Raw genomic sequence first — 18539 nt, forward strand, 5'->3', positions numbered from 1 at the left:
TTCGGGCGTTCCTTAGCGCTGCGCGGCGCCGCGGATCGTCGGGGTGTGGAACGTGCCGCCGAAGGCGCGCTCGCTGGCGCCCACGCGGTCGAGGTACGGCGTGATGCCGCCATCGAGCAGCGGGAAGCCCGCGCCGAGGATGAGGCTCAGGTCGATGTCCTCCGGGGCGGTAACGACGCCCTCGTCGAGCATGATCTTGATCTCTTCGGCGAGCCCGGTCTCGAGGCGCTCACGGAGTTGCTCGGCGGTCATGGGGGTCTTGCCCTCGGTGCCGACGATCTTCTCGAACTCCTTCGTGTAGCCCTTCGGGCGACCCTTGCCGTCGCGCTCGATGAGCTTCGCGCCCGAATCGGCCAGCGCATCCAGGTTCTTCGACTCGAAGAAGCGGTCGGGGAACGGCGTGTGGTGCGAGGTGAGCACGTGCGCTCCGACCTTGAGACCAACCAGTTCGAGTAGCTCGAACGGGGTCATCGGCAGGCCGATGGGGTCGGAGGCGTGGTCGACGACGGCGATTGGGGTGCCGGTGTCGACGGCGTGCATCGCCTCACCGAGCACCTTGGCGAGCACGCGGTTGACGACGAAGCCCGGGCGGTCGCTGGTGATGACCGCGGTCTTCTTGAGGTTCTTCGCGACCTGCATCGCCGTCGCGAGCGTGGCCTCGTTCGTCTTCGCTGCGTTGACCACCTCGACGAGCGGCATGACGGCGACCGGGTTGAAGAAGTGGAAGCCGACGAGACGCTCCGGGTGGCGGAGCTTCGAGCCGATCTCGTCCACTGAGAGCGAGGAAGTGTTCGTTGCGAGGATCGCTTCTTCAGAGACGATGTTCTCGAGGTCGCCGAAGACGTCCTGCTTCACCGAAACCTCTTCGAACACGGCCTCGATCACCCAGTCGCAGTCGGCGAACTGGCTGCGGTCGGTCGTGCCGGTCACGAGGGCGGTGAGGCGGTTGAATTCGTCGTTGTCGAGGCGACCCTTGTCGCGCAGCTTCTCGAGCTCGGCGTGCACGTTCGCGACACCGCGGTCGACGCGCTCCTGGTCAAGGTCGGTCATGATGACGGGCACCTTGAGGCGTCGCACGAACAGCGTCGCGAACTGGCTGGCCATGAGGCCGGCGCCCACGACGCCCACCTTGGTGACCTTGCCTGCGAGCGACTTGTCGGGCGCACCGACGGGGCGCTTCGCGCGGCGCTGCACGAGGTCGAAGCCGTACATTGATGCCATGAACTGGTCGCCCGAGATGAGGTCGGCGAGCGCCTCGTTCTCGGCCTCGAACCCGCGCGCGAGGTCGTTATGCTTCGCGAGGGCGATGATGTCGAGGGCCCGGTAGGGTGCCTGCGGCACGGTGCCGAGACGCTCCTCGACCGACTTGCGCGCGATCTTCACCGCGATGTCCCATTTTGTGACTCGCTCGATCTTGCCGGGCTCGTTCGGGCGCTTCACCGTCTCGCCGCCGAGCACCGCATCCGCGAACTTCAGCGAGTCTTCGAGGAAGTTGACCGGCGCGATGAGCCGGTCGACGAGGCCGAGCTCGAGGGCCTGCTTCGGCTTGAGGGTGCGGTTCATCTTGAGCGGGTTCTCGATGATGACCTTGAGGGCGTTCTCGATGCCGATGAGGTTCGGCACGAGGGTGGCGCCGCCCCAGCCGGGCACGAGGCCGAGGTAGACCTCGGGGAGGGCGATGGCCGGGGTCGAGGCGTCGATGGTGCGGTAGGTCGAGTGCAGCGCGACCTCGACGCCGCCGCCGAGGGCGAGACCGTTGACGAACGCGAAGCTCGGCACACCGAGGTCGCCGAGCAGTCCGAGCGCGTGGTGCCCGATCTCGCCCATGAGGCGCGCGACGTCGCGGCTCGGGATGCGGTCGACGAGCGACAGGTCGGCGCCGGCCGCGAAGCTGAAGCGCTTGCCGGTGATGGCGACGGCGTCGATCTCACCGGCGGCGGCACGCGAGCGCAGCGACTCGAGCGTCTCGCCGAGCGCGGCGAGCGTGTTCGGGCCGAGCGTGTTCGGACGCTTGTAGTCCTTGTTGTTGTCCAGGGTGATGAGGGCGAGGGTGCGACCGGATGCGAGGCGTACGTCGCGCACCTTCGACTCGGTGATGACCTCGACATCGGCGGCCGACTCGAGCAGCGCCGCATACTTGCTGCGGTCAAACTTGGGGAACTTCACTTGTTCTGCCTACTTTCCTGCTCGCGCGTGCTTCTTGCCGTTCCAGGACGGGTTCTCCCAGATGATCGTGCCACCCTGGCCGAGACCGACGCAGAGCGCGGTAACGCCGTAGCGCACCTCGGGGAACTGCTCGAACTGGTTCGCGAGCTGCATCATGAGGCGCACGCCGCTCGCTGCGAGCGGGTGGCCGAGGGCGATTGCCCCGCCGAAGCGGTTGACCGAGGCGTCGTCGTCGGCGATGCCGAAGTGGTCGAGGAACGAGAGCACCTGCACCGCAAACGCTTCGTTGAGCTCGAACAGTCCGATGTCGTCAATCTTGAGGCCAGCGCGCTTGAGCGCCTTCTCGGTCGAGGGGATCGGGCCGAGGCCCATCACCTCGGGCTCGACGCCCGCGAACGCGAACGACACCATCTTCATCCGCGACTTGAGGCCGAACTCCTTGAGCGCGTCGTCGGAGACGAGGATCGACGCGGTGGCGCCGTCGGTGAGCGGCGAGGCGTTACCTGCCGTCACGCGACCGTGCGGGCGGAATGGCGTCTTGAGACCGGCGAGGCCCTCCATGGTGGTGTCGGGCCGCAGGTGCTCGTCGCGGTCGGCGAGACCCCAGCCGGCTTCGCTCTCGATGGCGACCGGAACGAGGTCACGGGTGAAATTGCCGTCCTCGTACGCCTTGGCGGCCTTCTGCTGCGAGGCGAGCGCGAAACGGTCGGCGCGCTCCTTCGTGTACTGGGGGTAGCGGTCGTGCAGGCGCTCGGCCGTGTTGCCCATGTTCAGAGCCTCGCCGTCGACGAGCCGCTCGGAGAGGAAACGGGGGTTCGGGTCGACCCCCTGACCCATCGGGTGGTGGCCCATGTGCTCGACGCCACCCGCGATGACGACGTCGTTCTGCCCAAAGCCGATGGTCGAACCCATCAGCGCCGAGGCGGTGAGCGCACCGGCGCACATGCGCTCGATCGCGAGGCCGGGGACGCTCAGCGGCAGGCCCGCGAGGATCGCGGTCGTGCGGCCGAGGGTGAGACCCTGATCGCCCTGCTGCGTCGTCGCCGCGATAGCGACGTCGTCATAGCGGTCGGCCGGGATCTGCGGATTGCGGTCGATGAGTGCCTTCATGGCCTTCACCGCCAGATCGTCGGCACGGGTTCCCCAGTACATGCCCTTTTCGCCAGCGCGGCCAAAAGGCGTGCGCGTGCCGTCAATGAAATGGACCTCTGATCCGGTCACTATTCCTCCTCGTGGTCCGCATCGTTACGGACCGTTGTGATCAGGGCGAGCCTATCGAGAGGAGATGTCGGAATCCGTAGCGCCTTGGGCAGCCTCGACAAATGACCTCGCGATTACGGGGGCCGTCATGTCGACCTGCCACTGTCGCGCTCCCAAATTACTGAGTTCAGTCCGAATCTCGGATTCAGTCTCGGCCGTGCCGTCCCAAGCAAGCTGTCGCAGGAGCGACGGCGTGAGCAGATTCTCGGTCGGCAGGTGCAGTTCTTCGGCGAGTTCGGCAACGGCGGGACGCGCTGCGCTGACCCGGGTGAACGCCTCGGGACGCTTCTGCTCCCAGGCCTTGATAGGCGGCACGCGGTTCGCATCCGGGGCTGCCCGCTTTGGCGGCACGGGGTTCTCACGGCCTGCGGCGACGGCAGCCCACCAGCGATCGAGCTGCGAGCGCGACTGCTTGCCCGTGAAGTCGCTCATCGCGCTGAGTTGTCCACGAGAGCGGGGCTGCGCCTTGGCGACTGCGAGCACGGCGCGATCGGGAACGATGCGACCGGGCGCCGTGTCGGTTTCGCGGGCGTAGGCGTCGCGGCTCAGCCAGAGTTCACGGGCGATCGAGAGCGCGCGCGGCGAACGAAGCTGATGCACGCCCGAGAGCGCACGCCACCGCTCGGGGTCGGCGTCGGGCTCGAGCGTCAGGTGCTTGACCGGATTGAGGGGCCGGCGCAGTTCATCCGCGAACTCCTCGCGCGCCCAGTCGGCCTTGCCCGCATCCGTCAGTCGCTTCGCGAGCTCGTCGCGCACATCCACGAGCAGCTCGACGTCGAGGGCCGCATATGCGAGCCACTCCTTCGGCAGCGGGCGAACCGACCAGTCGTCGGCCGAGTGCGCCTTCGCGAGCTCGATGCCGAGCAATTCCTGCACGACCGCGCCGAGCCCGACGCGATCCATGCCGAGCAGGCGCGCGGCGAGCTCGGTGTCGAACATCCGCGTTGGTTCGAGACCGATGTCGCGCATGCAGGGGAGATCCTGCGTCGCGGCGTGGAGGATCCACTCGTCGTCGGCGATCACCTCGGTCACTGACTTCAGCGAGCCGAACGGGATCGGGTCGATGAGCAGGGTGCCCGTCCCGCGACGGAAAATCTGAATGAGGTAGGCCCGGTCGGAGTACCGGTAGCCCGAGGCGCGCTCGGTGTCGATGGCGATGGGTCCGGTGCCCTCTTCGAGCCGGCCCAGGGCGTCGCTCAGGGCAATATGCGTGTCGATAACCTCGAGTCCGCCGCGCTCGAGGCGCTTGCCGTCAACCGCGGCCATGTTCACGCGCCGCGTGCCGCAGGATCGCGACGTCCTGCGAATCGACCGGCGGAAGTCCAGCGAGCATGCAGAGCAGCGTTGACCACGCCTCGACGTGGGTGGCAAGGTCGGAATTCTGCGGCGTCCACGAGGCGCGCATTTCGATCTGGGAGCCCTCACCCTGCTCGGTGAGCTCACCGAAGCCCTTCGAGTTCACCACTGTGACCGTGCCCGAGGGGAAGCGATAGTCGGCGCCGTTCTCGTCGAGCGCGTCGACGAGCCACGACCAGGCGACCTCCGGCAGCATGGCGTCGCCGCCAATGTCGGTCTCCAGCGGGGCCTGCGCGAAGCAGACGACGCGGAAATCACCGCGCCATGCATCCGGCTCGGAGGGGTCGTGCAGCAGGATGAAGCGGCCCGTGCCGAGCTGGGAGTCGCCCTCCAGGTTGCCAGGACTAACATCTGCTGCGAGCGCCAACGCATGAGGGGCCAGACCCTCGGGTGAACGGATTTCCTGCACCCGTAGGTCGCTGCGAAACTCGACAGCTCGAATTGACTCGACTGCCATGTCGAACGCTACGGGCACCGGATGCAAGCTGACCACCACGCCTGAAGGTTAGGCCGGGTGGTGCGGCCTGTGAGCTGCGGCGCGCCGACTTGCCGCGAACGGAGGAAAATGACCGAACGACCCCTCAGGAACGCGACCGCGCTTGCGGCCGGTGCCACCGTGTTTCTTGGCTCGCTCGCGGCAACCGCGGCGACCATGCTCGCGCGCCAGGTGGTGAACCCGCCGCGGAGCACGCGCGGGCCGGTGCGGGTCATCAAGTGCGACCTGCACAATCCCGAGGCAACGGCGGGCACGATCACGCTTGAGCGCACGATTGAATCGGAGACGTCGGGGGAGTACACCCTGTTGTGGGACTCGGCCCGGGGCCGCGCGCGCCTCGGCGAGATCGTCACCGCCGACTTGCGGACGGTGACGCGGCGCTTCAGCGAAGCGATCGGTACGCCAATTGTCGGCATTCGTACTGTGCGGGTGGCCTCTGCCCCGCAGCGCGACATTCGCGACCTCGGCCTGCACTGGCGCGAGGTGGAGGTGCCCGGCGAACTCGGCCCGATGCCCGCCTGGTTCGTGCCGGCCGACCGCGAGGGCAGCCACGACTGGGTCATTCACGTGCACGGGCGCGGCGCGGCAATGACCGAGCCGCTGCGCGCGGTGCCGCTCGTGCGGGCGCAGGGGTGGAACTCGCTCATCGTGAGCTATCGCAACGACCTCGGCGTGCCTTCGCCGGCCGACGGCAAGTACGGCCTTGGACTCACCGAGTGGCACGACGTCGATGCGGCGCTCGAGTGGGCAATTTCGCGCGGTGCCGAGCGAATCGTGCTCACCGGCTGGTCGATGGGCGGTGGCATCGTCGGGCAGACCTACCTCAACTCACGCTTCCGTAAGCGCATCGTCGGCCTCATGCTCGAGTCGCCGGCGGTGAACTGGCACGACACCCTCGAGTACCAGGCGGCGCAGATGCGCGTCCCCGCGCCGGTAGCAAAGCTCGGCATGTGGCTGCTCAACTCGCCCCTGCACCGGGGCCTGCTCGGCACCGACGAGCCGCTCGACCTCGCGGAGCTCGACCTCGTGGCGCGGGCCGACGAGTTCGAGGTGCCGATTCTGTTGCTGCACTCGACCGCCGACACCGTCGTGCCGGTGACCTCGAGCCAACGGCTCGCGCAGGCGCGGCCCGACCTCGTCGACTACGTGGAGTTCACGCGTGCGCGGCACACACGGCTCTGGAACGTCGACCGCGAGAGCTGGGAGACGGCGGTGGACGACTGGTTCGCCGGGCTCAGCGTGGAGGCTCAGGCGTCGTCGCGCACGAGCCGCTGATAGAGGAAGCCGAACTCGTCCTCGAGCAGCAGCTCGCGCCGGAAAGCCGAGTTGCGCGACGAGGAGGGGAGCGCCGGGGAGGTGTCGGGGCCGAACACCGGCGCCTGCGTGAGGCACACCTCGTCGAGGAGCGCCCCGTCGAGGAACTGACCGATCAGGGTCGTGCCGCCCTCGACGACGATCTGGTGTAGCCCGCGGCCGCGCAGCTCCGCGAGCACCGCATCCAGCGGCACCCGGCCACCCGACGTGTCGAACTCGGCGAAGTTGGCGCCGGGCATCGTCTCGGCCGCGCGGTCGCGCGCCGAAGCCGGCCCGCACACGAGCACCGAGGCAGCCGCATCCGCCTCGCTGATGCGGTGGCCCGTAAGGTTGCCAGACTCCGAGATGATGCAGAGCCAGGTGGGGCGGGTCGCGGTGTGGCGCTCCTCGCGCACCGTGTTCGCGCCGACCACGACCACATCGCTCATCTCACGGATGAGCCGGAGGATGCGCCGGTCGGCCCGGTTCGAGAGGCTGTCCGAGGTGCCGTCGCCGCCGGTGATGCGGCCGTTGAGTGAGCCGAGCATGTTCATGCGCACCCAGTCGGGCCGCGGCGGCGCATAGTGTTCGCGCAGCCACGACTCGGCGGCGCCGATGCCATCGCCGGTCAGGTCGAGCAGGTTGCCGGCACCGCCGAGCTGGCGGAGCCAGGCCGGGTCCGGCATGCGGCTGAGATCAAACGGCTGCGAAGTGTCGGGCACATCAACCAACCTACGCGCTCGTGGCCTCCCGGACCTGACGCTGCACGCGACCGAGCATGCCGACCATGCCGTTCAGGCGCAGCGGCGAGACCTGCTTGGTGATGCCGAGCTCGAACGGGAAGTCGACGGGGATGCCGATCACCTCGTCGGTCGAGAGCCCGTCGATGCCCTGCACGAGCACTGAGGCGAAGCCGCGGGTCGTGGGCGCCTCGGCCGGGGCCTTGGCGAACAGGTGCACTGTGCCGTCGTCGACCTCGGTCGTGATGAAGACCGGTGACTGGCACTCAATGACGCGCTCGAATTCGACGTCGGTGAAGCGTTCGGGCACGTCGGGCAGCTCATCAGAGAACTCGAGCAGCATCGTGAGCCGCTCGCGCTCGGGGATCGCGAGGAAGTCGTCGCGGATCTCCGCGAGCTGAGCAGGAATTGCAGACATCATTGCCTCTATCGGGTGGGCGCGGTGCCGGGCTCTTCGCCGACGACGATCGGGGCGCCAACGAGCGAACCCCACTCGGTCCACGAGCCGTCGTAGTTGCGCACCGTCGGGAAACCGAGGAGGTACTTCAGCACGAACCACGTGTGGCTCGAGCGCTCGCCGATGCGGCAGTATGCGATGACATCGTCGCTGTCGCCGAGGCCGAGTTCGCCGCGGTAGATCTGCTCGAGCTCCTCACGCGACTTGAACGTCGCATCCTCATTCGCGGCGCGCGCCCACGGCACCGAGTGGGCCGAGGGGATGTGTCCGCCGCGCAGCGCCGACTCCTGCGGGAAATCGGGCATGTGCGTGCGCTCGCCCGTGTACTCGGGGAAGCTGCGCACGTCGATGAGCGGCTTGCCCTCGCTCAGGTGCGCGACGACGTCGTCGCGACGGGCGCGCAGGCCGGTCTCGTCGCGCTCGACGACGGGGTAGTCCGAGGCGGTACGCTCGGGCACCTCTCGAGTGAGTTCCCGACCCTCGGCGACCCACTTCTCGCGGCCGCCGTTGACGAGGCGGATGTCTTCGTGGCCGAACAATTCGAACACCCACATGGCGTAGGCGGCCCACCAGTTCGAGCGGTCGCCGTAGAGCACGATGGTCGTGTCGCGGCTGATGCCGAGGCGGCTCATCAGCTCGGCGAAGCCCTCGCCGTCGACGTAGTCACGTACGACGGGATCGTTGAGGTCGGTGTGCCAGTCGACCTTGACTGCACCCGGAATGTGCCCGGTGTCGTAGAGGAGTACGTCTTCGTCAGACTCGACGACCACGAGGCCGTCATCGTGAAGGTGCTCGGCCAACCACTCGGTCGAGACAAGACGGTGGGGCTGCGCGTACTGCGCGAATTCCCGGGATTCGTCGAAGACGACGGACATGACTACTCCTCGAATACTGCGGCGTTCGTACCTAGGTCAGCGTAGTCTTGACCCAGCTTATTCCTGCGCAAAAGGAGACCTCTGTGACCGTAGGCACCCTCGTACATCTCACCGAACAGGTTCCGCAGATGACGCCGGATGAGATGGTGCGGGCCCTGGTGCCGCCGCCGCAGTTTGCGCACGCGAGTTTCGAGAACTACGTGCCCGATGAGTCCTATCCGTCGCAGATGCAGGCGGTCGAGATCTCGCGCGACTTCGCGAAGGCCGGGGGAGACCGCTCGAGCGGCCGCGGCTTCATGTCAAAGATGTTCAAGCGCGCACCGACGGTGAAGCCCGGCGTCTACCTCGACGGTGGCTTCGGCGTCGGCAAGACCCACTTGCTTGCCGCGACATGGCACGCCTTTAGCGGTCGCAAGTACTTCGGCACGTTCATCGAGTACACCTCGCTCGTCGGCGCACTCGGCTACCAGAAGGCCGTCGAGGCATTCACCGGCGCTAGCCTGCTCGCCATCGACGAGTTCGAGCTCGACGACCCGGGCGACACCATGGTCATGACCCGCTTCCTCGGCGCGCTCGTCGAGAAGGGCACCCACGTCATGGCGACCTCGAACACCCCGCCGAATGCGCTCGGTGAGGGACGATTCGCGGCGCAGGACTTCCTCCGCGAGATCACGAAGCTTGCCGACGTGTTCAAGACGGTGCGCATCGACGGCGTCGACTACCGTCGGCGCGCGGTTGAGGGCCACGCGATCGTGAGCTCGCCGGCCGAGGTGCAGGATGCGGTGGATGCGTGCATCAGCGCGGGCAAGACAGTCGCGCAGGACGACTTCCGCACCCTCATCGACTTCCTTGCCACCGTGCATCCCTCGAAGTATGTGCGCCTCGTCGACGGCATCAGCCTGCTCGCACTCACCGATGTGACCGAACTCACCGATCAGTCCGAGGCGCTGCGCTTCGTCGCCTTCATTGACCGGGTCTACGACGCCGAAATCCCGATTGTCGCCTCGGGCGTGCCCCTCGACGCGATCTTTGGTGGCGGCATGGTCGACGGCGGTTACCGCAAAAAGTACCTTCGCTCGGTGTCGCGACTCATCGCATCCACCGGCGCCGCCAGCGCGTAGCGCGCGCCGCGTTCGTCGCAGCCCGTAGCCCCGGAAAATTCCCGGGTTACGGGCTGATTCTTTGCAATTTTGCGCAATCTTCAACAAGGTTGCACGAAAGTTAAAATTTGTTGAGAGTGCAAAGTTACTCAAAATATGCACTGAAAACGCCATTTATTTTTGGCGTTCGGTCTACTCTCAGGAACCACACACCAACGGTTTCGGGTCGAGCGGTTGACCCGCCGGGTGTGATTGAGAGGAGAACTTCAATGGATACAGGTGGTGCGGCCTGGCTCATTACTGCGACGGCGTTGGTGTTGTTTATGACACCGGGCCTCGCGCTGTTCTACGGTGGCCTCGTTCGCGAGAAGGGCGCCATCTCGATGATGATGATGTCCTTCGGCGCGCTCGCGTTGGTCGCTGTGCTCTGGGTGCTGTTCGGACACGCGATGATCTCGGTCGACGGCTCGTCCTTCTTCCAGTTCGCGGGGAACCCGTTCACGGACTTCGGCATGGTGGCGACCTCGGGCGATAACGAAGCCATGATGGGCAGTGCCTACTCGGCGACATTCGCGATCATCACGGTGGCCCTCATCTCGGGCTCGATCGCGGATCGTGCACGCTTCGGCTCCTGGCTGCTGTTCGCGGGCATCTTCGCGACGCTGGTCTACTTCCCGGTCGCGGCCTGGGTGTGGGGCGGCGGCTGGATCTCACAGCTCGGCACGGCGCTCGGCTTCGGCGACCTCGGCGTCATCGACTACGCCGGTGGAACTGCGGTGCACATCAACGCGGGTGCTGCTGCCCTCGCTCTTGCGCTGGTGCTTGGTCGCCGCCAGGGCTTCGGCAAGAGCCTCAACCAGCCGCACAACGTGCCGCTCGTGCTCGTTGGTACCGCAATCCTCTGGTTCGGCTGGTTCGGCTTCAATGTCGGCGCCGAGGGCACGGGCAACCTTGTCGACGGCATCCCCGGCCTGATCACGGTCAACACGATCGTGGCCCCGGCTGCCGGTATCCTCGGCTGGCTCGCGATCGATCGACTTCGCGGCAAGAAGCCGACCGCGGTTGGCGCTGCCTCTGGTGTCATCGCTGGCCTCGTGGGTATCACCCCCGCGTGTGCCGACATTCTTCCCGGATGGGCTCTGCTCCTCGGCTTCGTGTGTGGTGTTGCCGCTGAGTACGCTTGCGACCTCAAGTGGGCCGCGAAGTACGACGACTCGCTTGATGTCGTGGGTATCCACCTGGTCGCGGGCCTCATCGGCTCGATCTGGCCCGGTCTGTTCGGAACTACCTCGGGACTGTTCATGGGCTTCGGTGTCCAGCAGCTGATCCTGCAGGTTGTCGCCTCTGTGGCGGTATTGATCTACTCGTTCGTGGTTGCGTATGTGGTGGGGATGGTCATTCAGAAGACCATCGGCTTCCGAATCACGAGCGAGGAGGAGCTCGCAGGTGTGGACGAAAGTGTCCACGGCGAACGCGCTTACCAGCGCACCGGCGAGCTCAACCAGGTTGGTGCGGCGTAGGCCACTGATCGTCCTACGACGAATGGATGGCGGTGCCGGAAGCACTCACTGCGGGCCAGCGTAATGCTGTGTGAGTGATTACGAAGCCGCCGACCACACCAACCACCAGGGCCCCGGAGTCATCGACTCCGGGGCCCTTATTAATTCTCCCGTTGCGCGCCCTGCGCGGCCGCTACGAGCGTTGTGGCCGTGCGTGCGCACCTGTGCCCGCGTATTCGCACTCGCACCAGATCGCGCCGCAGTCGATGTGGTTTTCTACGTTTGATGCGGTTGTACGCGCAGCGCTAGTAGAAAACTGCAGGGATCACCGGTTAGTGCTCTCGGAGTCGCGTGATGAGTTCGCTCTTTGTAGATCTGGACACTCCTGTGATGCCCAGCTCTCGCGCTCGCGCGCGGAGCTCCGGCACGGTCCGGTCCTCGTAGTTCTCAGCGGCTCCGCCGCGTTTGCCCACTGCGGTCCTGCCTTCCTTCGCTGCTGCGTTCGAGATCCGCGCTGCCTGTTCCTCAGACTTTCCCTCGGCGCGCAAGCTTTCGTACAGTTCCGGGTCCTTTAACGATGATCGACGTTGACGTGGCATGGTCCGCTCCAATCAGTTCGTTTGTGCGAGCACCTTCGCCTGCTTGACGGTGTCCCTCGCACGAGATTGTTTGCATGCAATTACCACCTTCGCGAATCTGGGCCGACACGTCTACCCGCGTTGAGGAGACGGACCGGGGCAGTACGGGTCGCACTCAGACACGCCCGCGCGGGATGCGCGGCATAGACCGGTCGGATGGCCGGCGACGGGGGAGTCGGGGAAACGAATCAGGGCCTCCCGTGGGAGGCCCTGTGAGGTGGGTGATACTGGGATCGAACCAGTGACCCCTTCCGTGTGAAGGAAGTGCGCTACCGCTGCGCTAATCACCCGCAACAAGGGTCTATCTTGGCACACGCGAGCTATGTCGCGCAAACCGGCTCCCTCGAGACACGCTGCTGGGAACGAATTTCATGCTGTTGATCTGGGATTTCTAAATTCCCCGCCGTCTCGATTTGCATTGCACGGAATGCTTGCATTAATGTAGTTCGAGTGCTGAGGCGCCGAAAGGAAGCCAAGGTCACGCGGATGTAGCGCAGTTGGTAGCGCATCACCTTGCCAAGGTGAGGGTCGCGAGTTCGAGTCTCGTCATCCGCTCGAGTGTGAACAAGACCACGTCTTGAGAGCACGGGCATAGACCCAGTACGGTGACGTGGCCGAGAGGCGAGGCAGCGGCCTGCAAAGCCGTTTACACGGGTTCGAATCCCGTCGTCACCTCGGTATCCTGTACGGGATGCACAATGCAAGTCTCGAAAGAGATGAGCGCGATTGGCGCAGCGGTAGCGCGCTTCCCTGACACGGAAGAGGTCACTGGTTCGATCCCAGTATCGCGCACGAGCAAAACCCCCTGAGTAATCAGGGGGTTTCTTCGTTAGGCAGTGACCTGGGGCGATGTTTCGGAGCGCGAACGGGCCCTTTGTCGTCGCCTCTCGGTAGGCTGCAGGCCGACGAATAGGAGCGGACGTGACAGCGAATCGAACCCCAAAGATTGTGGCGCCGATGGTTGACGAGCTGCGTCTGCCAGAGCTCACCGACGCCAGTGCGCTCGAGATCGTCGCTGCCGGCTACTACGAGGCACGTCGGTATGTCGATGCAGACCTCGGGGGTCGTGAACTTTCGAGCGTGAGCGTGAGCGAGTGCGAGTTCCTCGGGCTCGAGGTGCACGCGGCGCAGCTCCGCAACGTCAGCATCGCTGAGACTCGGCTCGAGCGAGTCAGCGCACCCGAGCTCAAAGCGGCCGGCTCTGACTGGCGCGACGTGCACATCGAAAGCTCCCGGCTCGGCGCCGTCGACCTTGCTGAGGCCGACCTCCGCGGGGTGCGAATCACCGCATCCAAGATGTCGTTTGTGAACCTTCGTGCCGCGACGCTACGCGATATTCGCTTCGAGAACTGCGTCATCGACGAACTCGACTTGACGCTGGCCCGCGCAGACCGGGTCGCGTTCCACGAGTGCACGGTGCGCACACTCATCCTCGATCAGGCCAGGTTGCAGCACTTCGATCTGCGCGGCGCTGAACTGAGCCGCGTGCGCGGCCTAACGTCGATGCGTGGCACGATCCTGACGTTTCACCAGGCCGTTGACCTCACCGAAACGTTCGCTGACCACCTCGGCATCACGCTCGCCGACTGAGCACGCTTGCAACCCGGGCGACGGCTGGGATGCGGCGGCGAGCGTCGCGAAGGACCGCTCGAGTGCTCGCCTTCGCAGACGTGAGCGCCTTCTTCACGCAAGCTATCCATACGCCGATTCAGGGCGAGCTGCCCAGGCTGCTCGGCGTGGGTGTGTTGAAGACCGCCTGGCGGGTCAGCGTGATGTTGCTCGCCTCGTCGCTCGCTGTGCCGATTAGCGCGCTCGTCGTAGAGATCGTCGACTGGCAAATACCGTTCGTGGCCACAGCCATCGCGTCGGTCGCGGGCCGCGCCGAGGGTTCCGTCGGGCCATAGCCGCTGCTCGTGGCCGCGCCTGTCTGTGCGGCGATGGGGGCGTTCATTCGCCGGCTGCCCATCAACGACGAGATCGCTGACGTGCTCGAAGCGGCGACGCCGACATCGTACGAAACACTTGCGGGCTTCCCGGGTCGATAGGATGGCCCGGTGAATCAGGTGAGTGGCAGCAGCATGCGTCGGGTCAAGGGAATCGGCATCGCGGCGGCGGTCGGCGCAGTGTTGGCCGGCTGCTCGGGCGGCGGGGAAGCGGTGCCCGCGGTGACCGGTGACGCGACCGAATTCTCGACTGTCGAGGAGCTGCGCGACGCGTATGTCGCCGCGGGCGGCACCTGCGAGGCCTGGGAGGAAATCGACCCGGGCGACTACGACGCCAAGGCTGGGCGCTGCTCCGACACCGTCGTCATGGCCGTCTACGCGAACCCCGAAGAACTCGCGGCCGCGGTCGATCGCTCGAAGAACCTCGCCGTGCAGACGCACCTGCTCGTCGGCGAGAACTGGCTGCTCAACGTTGACAACCCGCAGGACTTCGTCGACGCCCTCGGCGGCACCACGGTCAGCTAGGGCAACCCGCACCACCTAGAATCGTTCGATAGCCGACGCGCCGTGCGCCGGCAACTTAACCACCGCATCCGCGCAAGTAGGAGACGACGTGTCTGCACTAGACCTCAAGAACGCACCAGCACCCCTGCGACTCGAGGCCAGCACGACGACGACGGGCACCGAACTCTTCGCGGACGCCCCGAAGCAGCCCGCGATCGTCGCGATGCGCGTTGACGGTCAGCTGCTCGACCTCTTCCGCGAGATCGAAGCCGGCCAGACCGCCGAGGCGGTAACCATCGACAGCGAAGATGGCCTGAACATCCTGCGCCACTCGGCCGCGCACGTCACCGCGCAGGCCGTGCAGAAGCTGCACCCCGACGCGAAGCTCGGCATTGGGCCGTTCATCACTGACGGCTACTACTACGACTTCGACGTCGAAGAGCCCTTCACCCCGGCCGACCTCAAGGCCGTCGAGAAAGAGATGCAGCGCATCGTTAAGCAGGGCCAGCGCTTCGCCCGTCGCGTCGTGAGCGACGAGGATGCGCGCGCTGAGCTCGCCAGCGAGCCGTACAAGCTCGAGCTCATCGGCCTCAAGGGCAACGCGGGCAGCGACGCCGGCGAAAACGTCGAGGTCGGCGCCGGCGAGCTCACGATCTACGACAACGTCGACCCGAAGTCGGGCGACACCGTCTGGTACGACCTCTGCCGCGGCCCGCACCTGCCGTCGACAAAGCTCATCGGTAACGGCTGGTCGCTCATGCGCAGCTCGGGCGCTTACTGGCGCGGCAGCGAGAAGAACCCGATGCTGCAGCGCATCTACGGCACCGCGTGGCCGACGAAGGACGAGCTCGTCGCTTACAAGACCCGCATCGAAGAGGCCCAGAAGCGCGACCACCGTAAGCTCGGCGCCGAGCTCGACCTGTTCAGCTTCCCCGACGAAATCGGCTCGGGTCTCGCGGTGTTCCACCCGAAAGGCGGCATCATCCGTCACGAGATCGAGTCGTTCATGCGCGAGCAGTTGCTCAAGCATGAGTACGAGCTCGTCAACTCGCCGCACATCACCAAGGGCGCGCTGTTCGAAACAAGCCAGCACCTCAACTGGTACAAGGACGGCATGTTCCCCGCGATGCACCTCGACGAGGTCACCGACGACGAAGGCAACGTCACCAAGCAGGGCCAGGACTACTACCTGAAGCCCATGAACTGCCCCTTCCACAACCTCATCTTCCGCGCCCGCGCCCGCAGCTATCGCGAACTGCCACTGCGCCTTGCCGAGTTCGGCACGGTCTACCGCTACGAGAAGAGCGGCACGCTCTCGGGCCTCACCCGCGTGCGCGGCCTGACGCAGGACGACGCGCACATCTACGTGACGGATGAGCAGGTCAAGGGCGAGATTCAGCGCCAGCTCGAGTTCGTGTTCGAGACGCTGCGCGCCTTCGGACTGAACGACTTCTACCTCGAGCTCTCGACGCGCGACCCCAAGAAGTCGGTCGGCACCGACGAGCAGTGGGAGATCGCCGAGCAGACCCTACGCGAGGTCGGTGAGGAGTCGGGGCTCGACCTCGTCGACGACCCGGCTGGCGCCGCGTTCTATGGCCCGAAGATCTCGGTGCAGGCGCGCGACGCCATCGGCCGCACCTGGCAGCTCTCGACGGTGCAGCTCGACTTCAACCAGCCTGAGCTGTTCGAACTCGAGTACGCGGCGGCCGACGGCACGCGCAAGCAGCCGGTGATGATTCACCGCGCCCTGCTCGGCTCGATCGAGCGCTTCTTCGCGATCATGCTTGAGCACTACGCGGGCGCGTTCCCGGTCTGGCTTGCACCCGAGCAGGTCGTCGGCATTCCGGTCGCAGATGAGTATGCCGACTATCTCGGCGAGGTCATCTCGCGCCTGCGTCGCGAGGGCGTTCGTGCGCAGCTCGACGACTCGGCCGACCGCATGCCGAAGAAGATTCGCACGCACACCAAGGCGAAGGTGCCGTTCATGCTCATCGCGGGTGAGGACGACCGCCAAGCGGGCGCCGTCTCGTTCCGCTTCCGCGACGGCTCGCAGCGCAACGGCGTGCCCGTCGACGAAGCGATCGCGCTCATCACCTCGGCCATCCGCGAGCACACGCTCGTGAGCTCCGACGCCGACGTGCTGGCGTAATGACGGGCGAGCGCGAACCCTACGAACTGCAGCCGGCCGACGACTTCGTCGGCGTGCCCGACGGCTTCGAGCGCACCTGGGTGCCGCACCGCATGGCGTACATCGACAATGGCGAGGAACGGCGCAAGCCCGACCATGCCTGCGTCTTTTGCTCGGCGCCCGACAAGAGCGACGAGGACGGCCTCATCGTCAAGCGGGGCGAACTCTGCTACGTCGTGATGAACCTGTACCCCTACAATACGGGGCACCTGCTTGTCTGCCCGTACCGTCACATCGCCACCTACGACCTCGCGACCGACGCTGAGGTCATGGAGATGGCGCACCTCACACAGCGCGCGATGACGGTGCTGAAGTACCAGGGCGGCGTCGGTGGCTTCAACATCGGCATGAACCAGGGCGAGGTCGCCGGCGCCGGCATTGCTGGGCATCTGCATCAGCACATCGTGCCGCGCTGGCCGAACGACGCGAACTTCCTGCCGATCATCGGCCGCACGAAGCCGATGCCGCGTCTGCTCGGCGAGCAGCGCGCCGAGATCGCGGCCCTCTGGGACGCCGAGTAGCTCGCACGCGCTCGCGCTAGAGCGCCGCCCGGAGCCGCGCGAGTCCCTCGGCGAGTTGCGCCTCCGAGAGGTGCGCGTAGCCGATGACGATGCTGCCCGAGGCGGATGCGCTGCTCGCGCCGCTCGGGCCGCTCGGTGACGCACCGCTCGGCTCACGCCAGTACACGGCGCCGGGCGACACCCGCACGCCAGCCCGCTCGCACGCCGCCATGAGCTCGGCCTCATCGCGTCGCGTGTGAATCACGGCGTGGAGGCCGCCATCCATGGGGGAGACCTCGACCTGAGGCAGGTCGCCGAGCACCGCGAGCACCGCGGCGCGGCGCTGGCGATAACTGCGGCGCATCCGAGCGGCGTGTCGAGCCAGTTCACCCGAGGCGAGGTACTCGGCGAACGCCCGCTGGGTCACTGCCGAGACCGGGGTGCCGAGGTCGGCGCGCGTCGCGAGCAGCCGCTCCCGCAACGGCGCCGGCGCACCGAGCATCCCAATGCCGATTGTCGGCGCGACGGTCGACGAAAACGTGCCGAGGAGCGCGACGGTGCCGTCGCCCGTGCGGTCGAGCGCGGTGAGTGTCGGCAATGGCTGGCCGACGTACCGGAGTTCGGAGTCGAAGTCGTCCTCGACGATGAGCACGCCCTCGGTGCGCGCCCACGCGAGCAGGTCTTGGCGGCGGGAGATAGGCAGTGAGCCGCCAAACGGGTATTGGTGGCTCGGCGTGACGATCACGAGGTCGGGCTTCGCCGCGCCACGGGGGAGCCGGTCGGTGCGCAGCCCGTCACGGTCGACCTCGAGTGGCACGAGCTCGCAGCCGAGGCGCGCGAGCACGCGGCGCAGCGAGGGGTAGCCGGGAGACTCGACACCGACACGCACCGGCGCGGCGCCGGTCCGCTCGGCCGCGATCGTCTGCACGATGAGCGCGAGGCCTTCGCGGGCCCCGGCCGTGACGAGAAAGGTGCCGGCGTCGCGGGCGAGCCCGCGCATCCGCCGAAAGTGCTCGCTCACGGCGGCGAGGTAGCGCGGGTCGCCCGCGAGCGGCAGCGTCGCGAGGTCGGCGTCGGCCGCGTTGCGCCACGCGCGCCGCCACGCGGGCGTGCGCAGGGTGCCGGTCGAGGGTTGACCTGGGAGGAGGTCAATGGGGTCGAGGGAGGTCTCGGGTGCGCGGCCACCGGTACTCGGGAGCGAGGGGATGCCGGCTGCACCTCGCGCCGCATCACGCCGGCCAGGGTGCGTCTGCCCAAGCGCGGGGTTCACGGTGGTCGCGGCGCCAGTCTGCGACGTGAGATAGCCCTCGGCCGTCAGCTGTTCGAAGGCGGTCACGATGGTGCCGCGCGAGACTCCGAGCCGCGCGGCCCACGCCCGCGACGAGGGCAGCGCATCCCCGGCTCGCAGCACGCCGCGGTCGATGAGCGCCCGCACTGAACCCGCGAGCTGCTGCGGCAGTGGCAGCGGATGCGCGCGGTCGAGCGACACGGAAAGCTCGGCGATTTCGGGAGAGCGCATGGCTC

At 66.6% G+C, this 18539-nt stretch carries 17 protein-coding genes and 4 tRNA genes; 11 read left to right on the top strand and 10 right to left on the bottom strand.

Going from position 1 to position 18539, the window contains the following annotated elements; all coding sequences use genetic code 11:
* Positions 1-12: 12 nt before the first annotated feature.
* From EJL01_RS00645 to EJL01_RS00660, 4 genes are read right to left on the bottom strand one after another with little or no spacing between them, the layout of a single operon-like run.
* On the bottom strand, positions 13-2166 hold the full coding sequence (locus EJL01_RS00645; RefSeq protein WP_125105806.1) for a 3-hydroxyacyl-CoA dehydrogenase NAD-binding domain-containing protein: 2154 nt from the start codon (positions 2164-2166) through the stop codon (positions 13-15).
* Between the two features lie 9 nt (positions 2167-2175).
* Positions 2176-3390 (bottom strand): thiolase family protein, encoded by a 1215-nt coding sequence (locus EJL01_RS00650; protein ID WP_125105807.1) that lies wholly within the window; start codon positions 3388-3390, stop codon positions 2176-2178.
* 48 nt (positions 3391-3438) lie between these two features.
* Positions 3439-4692 (bottom strand): ribonuclease D, encoded by a 1254-nt coding sequence (locus EJL01_RS00655; RefSeq protein ID WP_125105808.1) that lies wholly within the window; start codon positions 4690-4692, stop codon positions 3439-3441.
* Positions 4679-5239, bottom strand: a complete 561-nt coding sequence (locus tag EJL01_RS00660) for a DUF3000 domain-containing protein (protein WP_125105809.1) — start codon at positions 5237-5239, stop codon at positions 4679-4681. Before EJL01_RS00660 ends, EJL01_RS00655 begins: the two co-directional genes overlap by 14 nt.
* A gap of 108 nt (positions 5240-5347) precedes the next feature.
* On the opposite strand from EJL01_RS00660, the gene EJL01_RS00665 reads away from it, so the two are divergent.
* Positions 5348-6553, top strand: coding sequence for an alpha/beta hydrolase family protein (locus tag EJL01_RS00665; RefSeq protein ID WP_125105810.1), 1206 nt, complete (start codon positions 5348-5350; stop codon positions 6551-6553).
* Here EJL01_RS00665 and EJL01_RS00670 read toward each other — a convergent pair.
* The 3 genes from EJL01_RS00670 to EJL01_RS00680 are packed head-to-tail and all read right to left on the bottom strand — an operon-like array spanning position 6526 to position 8643.
* Positions 6526-7293: a dihydrofolate reductase family protein gene (locus EJL01_RS00670; protein WP_125105811.1), complete on the bottom strand. Its 768-nt coding sequence runs from the start codon at positions 7291-7293 to the stop codon at positions 6526-6528. The two genes, EJL01_RS00665 and EJL01_RS00670, sit on opposite strands and share 28 nt — an antisense overlap.
* A 10-nt stretch (positions 7294-7303) precedes the next feature.
* Positions 7304-7729: a SufE family protein gene (locus EJL01_RS00675; protein ID WP_125105812.1), complete on the bottom strand. Its 426-nt coding sequence runs from the start codon at positions 7727-7729 to the stop codon at positions 7304-7306.
* A gap of 8 nt (positions 7730-7737) precedes the next feature.
* Positions 7738-8643, bottom strand: coding sequence for a sulfurtransferase (locus EJL01_RS00680; protein WP_125105813.1), 906 nt, complete (start codon positions 8641-8643; stop codon positions 7738-7740).
* Positions 8644-8771: 128 nt separating this feature from the next.
* Here EJL01_RS00680 and zapE point away from each other — a divergent pair, with 128 nt between their 5' ends.
* Positions 8772-9764, top strand: a complete 993-nt coding sequence (gene zapE, locus EJL01_RS00685; protein WP_125107334.1) for a cell division protein ZapE — start codon at positions 8772-8774, stop codon at positions 9762-9764.
* A 248-nt stretch (positions 9765-10012) separates the two neighbouring features.
* Positions 10013-11263: an ammonium transporter gene (locus EJL01_RS00690; RefSeq protein ID WP_125105814.1), complete on the top strand. Its 1251-nt coding sequence runs from the start codon at positions 10013-10015 to the stop codon at positions 11261-11263.
* Between the two features lie 311 nt (positions 11264-11574).
* Here EJL01_RS00690 and EJL01_RS00695 read toward each other — a convergent pair whose 3' ends face one another.
* Together EJL01_RS00695 and EJL01_RS00700 are read right to left on the bottom strand one after the other, a co-directional pair.
* Positions 11575-11841: a DUF7218 family protein gene (locus tag EJL01_RS00695; protein WP_125105815.1), complete on the bottom strand. Its 267-nt coding sequence runs from the start codon at positions 11839-11841 to the stop codon at positions 11575-11577.
* Between the two features lie 257 nt (positions 11842-12098).
* A tRNA-Val gene (locus tag EJL01_RS00700) sits at positions 12099-12170 on the bottom strand.
* A gap of 192 nt (positions 12171-12362) precedes the next feature.
* On the opposite strand from EJL01_RS00700, the gene EJL01_RS00705 reads away from it, so the two are divergent.
* The 8 genes from EJL01_RS00705 (at position 12363) to EJL01_RS00740 (ending at position 17036) form a co-directional block, all read left to right on the top strand.
* Positions 12363-12435 (top strand) — tRNA-Gly (locus EJL01_RS00705).
* Between the two features lie 49 nt (positions 12436-12484).
* Positions 12485-12555: transfer RNA gene (locus tag EJL01_RS00710), tRNA-Cys, on the top strand.
* Between the two features lie 45 nt (positions 12556-12600).
* Positions 12601-12672: transfer RNA gene (locus tag EJL01_RS00715), tRNA-Val, on the top strand.
* 129 nt (positions 12673-12801) lie between these two features.
* Positions 12802-13470 (top strand): pentapeptide repeat-containing protein, encoded by a 669-nt coding sequence (locus EJL01_RS00720; protein WP_125105816.1) that lies wholly within the window; start codon positions 12802-12804, stop codon positions 13468-13470.
* A 62-nt stretch (positions 13471-13532) separates the two neighbouring features.
* Positions 13533-13784, top strand: coding sequence for a hypothetical protein (locus EJL01_RS00725; protein ID WP_125105817.1), 252 nt, complete (start codon positions 13533-13535; stop codon positions 13782-13784).
* Between the two features lie 150 nt (positions 13785-13934).
* A complete protein-coding gene (locus EJL01_RS00730; protein ID WP_125105818.1) occupies positions 13935-14348 on the top strand; it encodes a hypothetical protein in 414 nt (137 codons plus the stop codon).
* Positions 14349-14550: 202 nt separating this feature from the next.
* A complete protein-coding gene (gene thrS / locus EJL01_RS00735) occupies positions 14551-16476 on the top strand; it encodes a threonine--tRNA ligase (RefSeq protein ID WP_241209171.1) in 1926 nt (641 codons plus the stop codon).
* The gene (locus tag EJL01_RS00740; protein ID WP_125105820.1) at positions 16476-17036 is read left to right on the top strand and encodes an HIT family protein; all 561 of its coding nucleotides are present in this window, start codon (positions 16476-16478) and stop codon (positions 17034-17036) included. The genes thrS and EJL01_RS00740 overlap by 1 nt, the downstream gene beginning before the upstream one ends.
* Before the next feature lie 16 nt (positions 17037-17052).
* Here EJL01_RS00740 and EJL01_RS00745 read toward each other — a convergent pair whose 3' ends face one another.
* On the bottom strand, positions 17053-18534 hold the full coding sequence (locus EJL01_RS00745) for a MocR-like pyridoxine biosynthesis transcription factor PdxR (RefSeq protein WP_125105821.1): 1482 nt from the start codon (positions 18532-18534) through the stop codon (positions 17053-17055).
* Positions 18535-18539: the final 5 nt, after the last annotated feature.

The sequence above is a fragment of the Gulosibacter massiliensis genome, assembly GCF_900626105.1.
Lineage (GTDB): Bacteria > Actinomycetota > Actinomycetes > Actinomycetales > Microbacteriaceae > Gulosibacter > Gulosibacter sediminis.

Excerpts from the sequence above, each read along its gene's own strand:
- EJL01_RS00655 (WP_125105808.1), bottom strand. The coding sequence starts at position 4,692 with ATGGCCGCGGTTGACGGCAAGCGCCTCGAGCGCGGCGGACTCGAGGTT.
- EJL01_RS00660 (WP_125105809.1), bottom strand. The coding sequence starts at position 5,239 with ATGGCAGTCGAGTCAATTCGAGCTGTCGAGTTTCGCAGCGACCTACGG.
- EJL01_RS00665 (WP_125105810.1), top strand. The coding sequence starts at position 5,348 with ATGACCGAACGACCCCTCAGGAACGCGACCGCGCTTGCGGCCGGTGCC.
- EJL01_RS00675 (WP_125105812.1), bottom strand. The coding sequence starts at position 7,729 with ATGTCTGCAATTCCTGCTCAGCTCGCGGAGATCCGCGACGACTTCCTC.
- EJL01_RS00680 (WP_125105813.1), bottom strand. The coding sequence starts at position 8,643 with ATGTCCGTCGTCTTCGACGAATCCCGGGAATTCGCGCAGTACGCGCAG.
- zapE (WP_125107334.1), top strand. The coding sequence starts at position 8,772 with ATGACGCCGGATGAGATGGTGCGGGCCCTGGTGCCGCCGCCGCAGTTT.
- EJL01_RS00690 (WP_125105814.1), top strand. The coding sequence starts at position 10,013 with ATGGATACAGGTGGTGCGGCCTGGCTCATTACTGCGACGGCGTTGGTG.
- EJL01_RS00695 (WP_125105815.1), bottom strand. The coding sequence starts at position 11,841 with ATGCCACGTCAACGTCGATCATCGTTAAAGGACCCGGAACTGTACGAA.
- thrS (WP_241209171.1), top strand. The coding sequence starts at position 14,551 with ATGCGCGTTGACGGTCAGCTGCTCGACCTCTTCCGCGAGATCGAAGCC.
- EJL01_RS00740 (WP_125105820.1), top strand. The coding sequence starts at position 16,476 with ATGACGGGCGAGCGCGAACCCTACGAACTGCAGCCGGCCGACGACTTC.
- EJL01_RS00745 (WP_125105821.1), bottom strand. The coding sequence starts at position 18,534 with ATGCGCTCTCCCGAAATCGCCGAGCTTTCCGTGTCGCTCGACCGCGCG.